Raw genomic sequence first — 8,188 nt, forward strand, 5'->3', positions numbered from 1 at the left:
GTCTCCGCGATCCTGGAGGCCGCCGAGGAACACAACGCCGACGTCATCGGCATGTCGGGCCTCCTGGTGAAGTCCACCGTGATCATGAAGGAGAACCTGGAGGAGCTCAACGGCCGGGGGCTGGCCGCCAAGTACCCCGTGATCCTCGGCGGCGCCGCCCTGACCCGCGCCTACGTCGAGCAGGACCTCCACGAGATCTACCAGGGCGAGGTCCGCTACGCCCGCGACGCCTTCGAGGGCCTGCGCCTCATGGACGCGCTCATCGGCGTCAAGCGCGGCGTCCCCGGAGCCGTACTCCCCGAGCTGAAGCAGCGCCGGGTCGCCAAGACCGGCACCACCGCCGCCCTCCAGGTCGACGAGCCGGAGCCCGGCGGCCGCTCCGACGTGGCCGTCGACAACCCGGTGCCGACCCCGCCCTTCTGGGGCACCCGCGTCGTCAAGGGCATCCCGCTGAAGGACTACGCGTCCTGGCTCGACGAGGGCGCCCTCTTCAAGGGCCAGTGGGGCCTCAAGCAGAACCGGGCCGGCGACGGACCGGCGTACGAGGAGCTCGTCGAGACCGAGGGCCGGCCCCGGCTGCGCGGCTGGCTGGAGCGCCTCCACACCGAGAACCTCCTGGAGGCGGCCGTCGTCCACGGCTACTTCCCCTGCGTCTCCAAGGGCGACGACCTGATCATCCTGGACGAGGCGGGCAACGAGCGGACCCGGTTCTCCTTCCCGCGCCAGCGCCGCGGCCGCCGGCTCTGCCTCGCGGACTTCTTCCGCCCGGAGGAGTCCGGCGAGACCGACGTCGTCGGCCTCCAGGTCGTCACCGTCGGCTCGAAGATCGGCGAGGCCACGGCCAAGCTCTTCGAGTCCGACTCCTACCGCGACTACCTGGAGCTGCACGGCCTCTCCGTCCAGCTCGCCGAGGCCCTCGCCGAGTACTGGCACGCCCGCGTCCGCGCCGAGCTCGGCTTCGGCGGGGAGGACCCCGAGAACGTCGAGGACATGTTCGACCTCAAGTACCGAGGCGCGCGCTTCTCGCTCGGCTACGGCGCCTGCCCCGACCTGGAGGACCGCGCGAAGATCGCGGACCTGCTGCGGCCGGAGCGGATCGGCGTCCACCTCTCCGAGGAGTTCCAGCTCCACCCGGAGCAGTCCACCGACGCCATCGTCATCCACCACCCCGAGGCGAAGTACTTCAACGCACGGTGACCGTCCGACGACCGGCCGTCGACCGCGCGGGGTAAATCCGCGCGTTCACGGTGATCGCGACGTACACTTGTCGGTCCAGTGCAGGCCGGTCTTCCTCCCCGTACCGGGGAGGGGGCCGGCCTTCTCGTCCCTCCATGGAGGTGTGCCGGATGACCAGTACGGTCCCCGCGTCCCTGTTCCGTACGAACGGCAGCTCCGCCCTGCAGGCGGTCTTCCTCGACATGGACGGGACCCTCGTCGACACGGAGGGGTTCTGGTGGGACGCCGAGGTCGAGGTCTTCGCCGACCTCGGGCACCGTCTCGACGAGGCCTGGCGGGACGTCGTCGTCGGCGGACCCATGACCCGCAGCGCGGGCTACCTCATCGAGTCCACGGGCGCCGACATCACCCTCGAAGAGCTGACCGTCCTGCTCAACGAGAAGTTCGAGCAGCGCATCTCCCGGGGCGTCCCCCTCATGCCCGGCGCCGAGCGGCTGCTCGCCGAGCTGCACCGGCACTCCATCCCCACCGCCCTGGTCTCCGCCTCGCACCGGCAGATCATCGACCGGGTCCTCGCCTCGCTCGGCCGCGACCGCTTCACCCTCACCGTCGCCGGCGACGAGGTCGTCCGCACCAAGCCGCACCCCGAGCCGTACCTGACGGCCGCCCAGGGCGTCGGCGCCGACCCCGCGCTCTGCGCCGTCATCGAGGACACCGCGACCGGTGTGGCGGCCGCCGAGGCGGCCGGCTGCCGGGTCGTCGCGGTGCCCTCCGTCGCCCCGATCGCGCCCTCCCCGGGCCGGGTCGTCGTGCGCTCCCTCGAAGAAGTCGACGTGCCGTTCCTGCGGACCTTGATCACGCGAATTTGAGCTTTATCTGAGGAAAGCGATCCGGCTAAAGCGAGCGGGCCATTCGCCGAAAAGCACCCACGTGACCTTGGTCACTCAGAGTGCCGGACGGCGGGTGGCCCGTTCTCGTTCCGTGTCTCAAAACCGGATGTTTCGGCGCCCCCTGTGTCCCGATTGGGTGACCATCGTCCGCAACGTCCGGCGCATGGGTATCGAGACCCATGCATTCATGATCACTCTTCGATTACGTCCCTGTACGGCCCCGGTCAAGCGATGCCGGCGCCGCGCACTAATCTTTCGCGAGTACTTCGCCGCATAACCGCGTACACCGGCGCATACCCAAGTCGCCGTGAACACAGGACCGATCGCAACACCCGGCCCGATCGCTCCCGCCCCGACCGGGCGGCAGGCGGCGGAGTTCCACTGACCGCTGTACCCCAGTGCCGGATGAGGAGATCGTCCCTGATGAACCGCAAGACCCTGGTGCTGCCGGCCGTGGCCGGACTGCTCGCCCCCCTGCTCGCCGCCTGCGGCGGAGCGGAGGACGGACGGGCGATAACCGTCGGCACCACGGACCAGTTCATCGCGACGGAGGACGCCCCCGCCCCGCTCGACCCGGCCTACGCCTACGACACCGGCGCCTGGAACATCCTCCGCCAGACCGTCCAGACCCTGCTGCACGTGCCCCGCGGCGGCGGCGAGCCCGTCCCCGAGGCCGCCCAGAGCTGCGGCTTCTCCGACAAGGCCAGCGAGAGCTACCGCTGCACGCTCCGCGAGGGCCTCACCTTCGCCGACGGCACCCCCCTCACGGCCGAGGACGTCAAGTTCTCCATCGAGCGCGTCCTGAAGATCAAGTCGGACAACGGCACGGCCGCCCTCCTCTCGAACATCGACACCGTCGAGACCCAGGGCACCGACGGAATCGTCTTCCACCTCAAGACCCCCGACGCCACCTTCCCGTACAAGCTCTCCACCCCCGTCGCCGGCATCCTCAGCAAGGACAAGTACGCCGCCGACAAGCTCCGCGACGGCTTCGACGTCGACGGCTCGGGCCCGTACACCATGAAGGTCGAGCGCGAGGGCGACAAGGCCACCCGCTTCGTCTTCACCAAGAACCCGGCCTACAAGGGCGACGTCACCCTGCGCAACGACAAGGTCGAGCTGCGCCCCTACGCCGACGCCGAGGCCATGGGCGCGGCCCTGGAGAGCGACGACATCGACATGATGGCCCGCTCCCTGTCGCAGAAGCAGATCAAGGACCTCACCGAGACGCCCAAGGACGACATCCGCGTCACCGAGGTCCCCGGCCTGGAGATCCGCTACCTCGGCTTCAACACCAAGGCCCCCTCCGTCGAGGAGAAGGCCGTGCGCCAGGCCATGGCCGCCGTCGTCGACCGGGGAGCCCTCGTCAACCTCGTCTACGGCCCCACCGCCGAGCCGCTCTACTCGCTGATCCCCTCCAGCATCACCGGCCACGCCACCCCCTTCTTCGACGAGTACGGCGAGCCCGACCCCGCCCGCGCCGCGAAGATCCTCAAGGACGCGGGCGTCAAGACCCCGGTCAAGGTGACCCTGAACTACACCACCGACCACTACGGCGCCGAGACCGCCCAGGAGTTCGAGGCGCTCAAGAAGCAGCTCATCGCCAGCGAGCTCTTCGACGCCACCGTCAAGGGCGCCGAGTGGTCCCAGTTCCGCACGGCCCAGAAGCGCGGCGACTACGCCGTCTACGGCCTCGGCTGGTTCCCGGACTACCCGGACCCGGACAACTACGTCGCGCCGTTCCTCGACAGCGACAACTTCCTCAACACCCCCTACGTGAACAAGACCGTTCGCGAGAAGCTCATCCCGCGCTCGCGCCGCCAGGCCGACCGCAACGCCGCAAGCCCCGTCTACGCGCAGATCCAGAAGATCGTCGCCGAGGACGTCCCCGTCCTGCCCCTGTGGCAGGGCAAGCAGTACGTCGCCGCCCGCAGCGACCTCAACGGAGTCGAGTACGCCCTCAACACCTCCTCCGACCTGCTGCTGTGGGAACTGGGCCGCGGCACCGCCTGACCCCTTCGTTGTCCCGGCCGCGCACCAACGCGCGGCCGGCCTGACAAGAGATCAAGAGGCAAGTTCTGTGAAGGCACGAAACAAGTGGCTGACGGCCCCCCTCGCCGCGGGTCTGTCCGCCGCCCTCCTCAGCGGCTGCGGCACCGAGCAGGGAAGCGGCTCCGGAGGCTCCGGAGGCGGAGTACGCGTCGGCATGTCCGACGAGATCCTCGCCACCGACCCGGCGGCCGGCTACGACCCCGGCTCCTGGCTGCTGTTCAACAACGTCTTCCAGTCCCTCCTCGCCTTCCCCAAGGGAGGCCTCGCGCCCGAGCCCGATGCCGCCGAAGAGTGCGACTTCTCCTCGGGCAGCAAGGTCTACACCTGCACCCTGCGCGAGGGCCTCACCTTCTCCAACGGCAACAAGCTCACCTCGGAGGACGTCAAGTTCTCCTTCGAGCGCGCCCTCAAGATCGCCGACCCCTCCGGCCCGGCGCCGCTGCTCTCCACCATCGACAAGATCGAGACCCCGGACGAGCGGACCGTCGTCTTCCGCCTCAAGGTCCCGGACGCCACCTTCCCCAGCAAGATCGCCTCCGGCGCCGGCTCCATCGTCGACCACCGCGACTACCCCGCCGACGCGCTGCGCACCGACGGCAAGGCCACCGGCTCCGGCCCGTACAAGCTGGACTCCTTCAGCGACACCGAGGCCACCTTCTCCGCCAACCCCGGCTACAAGGGCAACGCCAAGCCCAAGAACGGCGCGGTCACCCTCAAGCTCTACAAGGGCGACCGCACCGCCCTCTCCAAGGCCTTCACCGACGGCGACATAGACGTCGCCTACCGAGGCCTCTCCGCCGACGACATCGCCGCCCTCGAGAACTCCGCCAGCACGGCCGACAAGGGCATCGAGGTCGTCCAGGGCAGCAGCGCCGAGGTCCAGCACCTCGTCTTCAACATGGACGACCCGGTCGTCGGCAAGCTCGGCGTCCGCAAGGCCATCGCCCACCTCGTCGACCGCGAGGCCCTCGTCGAGCACGTCTACAAGTCGACGGCCACCCCGCTCTACTCGATCGTCCCGGCCGGCATCGCCGGACACAACACCGCCTTCTACGACACCTACGGCACCCCCGACAGGGCCAAGGCGAAGAAGGCCCTCCGCGCCTCCGGCATCACCGACAAGGTGAAGCTCACCCTCTGGTCCACCCCCAGCCGCTACGGCCCGGCCACCGACCAGGAGCTCAAGGCCATCGCCGAGCAGCTCAACGCGAGCGGCCTCTTCGACGTCGACGTCAAGTCCGTCCCCTACGAGCAGTACGAGAAGGACATCGCCGCCGGCAAGTACGGCGTCTACGTCAAGGGCTGGGTCCCCGACTACCCCGACGCGGACAACTTCACCAGCCCCTTCTTCGGCGAGGGCAACGTCCTCGGCAACCACTACGAGAACGCCACCATCACCGGCAACCTCATCCCGAAGACCGCCGGCATCGCCGACCGCGCCGCCACCGCCGACGAGTACGGAAAGCTCCAGGACCTCGTCGCCGAGGAACTCCCGCTGCTGCCGCTCTGGCAGGGCAAGCAGTACGCCGTCGCCCGCGACGACGTCACCGGCCTCGAATGGACCCTCGACGCCTCGACCGTCTTCCGCTTCTGGGAGATCCGCAAGGGCTGACCCCCCGGTCCACGCACAGGGGCCCGGCGCGCACCACGCGCACCGGGCCCCTGTCGTCGTCCGTCGTCCTCGCGGCTACTGGCCGCCGGCCCCCGGCCGCACCAGACCGCTCTCGTACGCGTACACCGCGGCCTGCACCCGGTCCCGCAGCCCCAGCTTCGTCAGCACATGACCCACGTGCGTCTTCACCGTCGTCTCGCTGACGAACAGGTCCGCCGCGATCTCCGCGTTCGACAGGCCCCGCGCCACCAGCTTCAGCACCTCCACCTCACGGTCGGTCAAGGTGTTCAGCGTGTCCGGCACCTGCTCCTCGCCCGTCGGCAGATGCGCCGAGTACTTGTCGAGCAGCCGGCGCGTGATCGACGGCGCCAGCATCGCCTCGCCCGCCGCCACCACCCGGATCGCCTGCACCAGCTCGTTCGCCGGGGCGTCCTTCAGGAGGAAGCCGCTCGCCCCCGCCCGCAGCGCCTCCACCACGTACTCGTCCAGATCGAAGGTCGTCAGGACCAGCACCTTCGCCGGGCCGTCCCGCCCCGGACCCGTGATCTGCCGGGTCGCCTCCACCCCGTCCATCCGCGGCATACGGATGTCCATCAGCACCACGTCCGGCTGCAGCGCGCGCACCTGCTCCTGCGCCTGCAGACCGTCCCCGGCCTCGCCCACCACCGCGATGTCCTGCTCCGCCTCCAGAATCATCCGGAAGCCGGTCCGCAGCAGCGGCTGATCGTCGACCAACAGGACGCGGATCGTCACAAGGGCTCCTTCACGGGGCTGTGCTCAGCTCCTTCACGGGTGCTGGGCTCAGGAAGACGGCTGGGCCGGGTCCATTCTGCCCTGCCCGGATTCGCCCGACTCCGGCGGGCGCGCGGAAACGATCTTCAACGGATAGACCGGGGGAGTCCCCCCGAACTCCGGACAGACCGCCTGATGGTCACACCAGCCACACAGCTTCGTCGGCCGCGGCCGCCAGTCACCCGACTCCGTCGCAAGACGGATCGCGTCCCACAGCGCGAGCAGCTTCCGCTCCACCCGCAGCAGATCCGCCTCCACCGGGTCGTACGTCAGCACCTCCCCGCTGCCCAGGTACACCAGCTGCAGCCGCCGCGGGATCACCCGCTTCAGCCGCCACACCACCAGCGCGTAGAACGTCATCTGGAACAGCGCACCGTCCCGGTACTCCGGCCGCGGCGCCTTCCCCGTCTTGTAGTCGACGATCCGCACCTCGCCCGAGGGCGCCACGTCGACCCGGTCGATCACACCCCGCAGCCGCAGCCCCGAATCCAGCTCCGTCTCCACGAACAGCTCACGCTCGGCCGGCTCCAGACGCGTCGGATCCTCCAGCGTGAACCACCGCTCGACCAGCCGCTCCGCCTCGTCCAGCCAGCCCGCGAGACGCTCCCCGCCCGGATCCTCCGCGAACAGCTCGCCCAGCTCCGGCTTCGACTCCAGGAGCCGCTCCCACTGCCCCGGAACCATCGACTTCGCCCGCGAAGCCGTCCGCTCCACCGCCGGATCGTCGAAGAGCCGCTCCAGGACCGCGTGCACCAGCGTGCCCCGCGTCGCCGCCGCACTCGGCTTCTCCGGCAGCCGGTCGATCACCCGGAACCGGTACAGCAGGGGACACTGCATGAAATCGCTCGCCCGAGAGGGCGACAACGACATGGGCGCCCGCGGCTCCGCCGGCAGCTGCTCGCTCGTACTCATGACGAAGACCCTACGACCCGCCGCCGACAGCGAGCGGAATACCATCGACCTGGGACCCCGTCGCACTGCATGATCGAACCGTGACACATCCGACGCGGGTCACACCACGCGACGAAAGGAACCCGTGAACCAGGACGAGCCCAAGCCGCAGCGGACCGAGGAGCCCGGCGGCGGGATCCTCATGGGACGGCCCTTCGGCGTGCCCGTCTACGTCGCCCCCAGCTGGTTCGTCGTCGCCGCCCTCATCACCTGGGTCTTCGGCGACCAGATCGACCGCGTCCTGCCCGAGCTCGGCGCCGCACGCTACCTCGTCTCCCTCTTCTTCGCCGTCGCCTTCTACGCCTCCGTGCTCGTCCACGAACTGGCCCACACCATCGCCGCGCTCCGCTTCGAACTCCCGGTGCGCCGCATCCAGCTCCAGTTCTTCGGCGGCGTCTCCGAGATCGAGAAGGAGGCCGAGACCCCCGGCCGCGAATTCGTCCTCGCCTTCGTCGGCCCCCTCCTCTCCCTCGTCCTCGCCGGCGCGTTCTACCTCTCCCTCTACGCCGTCGAACCCGGCACCGTCCCCGCCGTCCTCCTCGGCGGCCTGATGATCTCCAACCTGATCGTCGCGATCTTCAACCTGCTCCCCGGCCTCCCCCTCGACGGCGGCCGCATGCTCCGCGCGATCGTCTGGAAGATCACCGGCAAGCCCATGAGCGGCACCGTCGCCGCCGCCTGGGCCGGCCGCGCCCTCGCCGTCCTCGTCCTCGTC

7 protein-coding genes are annotated in these 8,188 nt (G+C 69.7%); 5 read left to right on the forward strand and 2 right to left on the reverse strand.

Annotation, left to right across the window (positions count from 1 at the left end; genetic code table 11):
• The 4 genes from CCN56_RS37555 to CCN56_RS37570 all read left to right on the forward strand — a co-directional run.
• Nucleotides 1-1,197 (forward strand): vitamin B12 dependent-methionine synthase activation domain-containing protein (locus CCN56_RS37555; protein WP_179200131.1); only part of this gene is annotated, 1,197 nt, incomplete at its 5' end.
• A gap of 149 nt (nt 1,198-1,346) precedes the next feature.
• The gene (locus tag CCN56_RS37560) at nt 1,347-2,045 is read left to right on the forward strand and encodes an HAD family phosphatase (RefSeq protein WP_086832172.1); all 699 of its coding nucleotides are present in this window, start codon (nt 1,347-1,349) and stop codon (nt 2,043-2,045) included.
• Between the two features lie 444 nt (nt 2,046-2,489).
• Entirely contained in the window at nt 2,490-4,079 is a 1,590-nt protein-coding gene (locus CCN56_RS37565) for an ABC transporter substrate-binding protein (RefSeq protein WP_086832173.1), read from the forward strand.
• A gap of 67 nt (nt 4,080-4,146) precedes the next feature.
• On the forward strand, nt 4,147-5,730 hold the full coding sequence (locus tag CCN56_RS37570; protein WP_086832174.1) for an ABC transporter substrate-binding protein: 1,584 nt from the start codon (nt 4,147-4,149) through the stop codon (nt 5,728-5,730).
• 75 nt (nt 5,731-5,805) lie between these two features.
• Here CCN56_RS37570 and CCN56_RS37575 read toward each other — a convergent pair whose 3' ends face one another.
• Nucleotides 5,806-6,483 (reverse strand): response regulator transcription factor, encoded by a 678-nt coding sequence (locus CCN56_RS37575; RefSeq protein ID WP_030691890.1) that lies wholly within the window; start codon nt 6,481-6,483, stop codon nt 5,806-5,808.
• 48 nt (nt 6,484-6,531) lie between these two features.
• Nucleotides 6,532-7,434, reverse strand: a complete 903-nt coding sequence (locus CCN56_RS37580; protein ID WP_256962375.1) for a PD-(D/E)XK nuclease family protein — start codon at nt 7,432-7,434, stop codon at nt 6,532-6,534.
• A gap of 181 nt (nt 7,435-7,615) precedes the next feature.
• Here CCN56_RS37580 and CCN56_RS37585 point away from each other — a divergent pair.
• On the forward strand, nt 7,616-8,188 hold a 573-nt coding region (locus CCN56_RS37585; protein ID WP_256962376.1), incomplete at its 3' end, for a site-2 protease family protein.

The sequence above is a fragment of the Streptomyces sp. NRRL B-24572 genome (genome assembly GCF_002156145.1).
Lineage (GTDB): Bacteria > Actinomycetota > Actinomycetes > Streptomycetales > Streptomycetaceae > Streptomyces > Streptomyces vietnamensis.

What these genes read in the sequence shown, in the direction of transcription:
- CCN56_RS37560 (WP_086832172.1), top strand. Translation starts at nt 1,347, where the DNA reads ATGACCAGTACGGTCCCCGCGTCCCTGTTCCGTACGAACGGCAGCTCC.
- CCN56_RS37580 (WP_256962375.1), bottom strand. Translation starts at nt 7,434, where the DNA reads ATGAGTACGAGCGAGCAGCTGCCGGCGGAGCCGCGGGCGCCCATGTCG.
- CCN56_RS37565 (WP_086832173.1), top strand. Translation starts at nt 2,490, where the DNA reads ATGAACCGCAAGACCCTGGTGCTGCCGGCCGTGGCCGGACTGCTCGCC.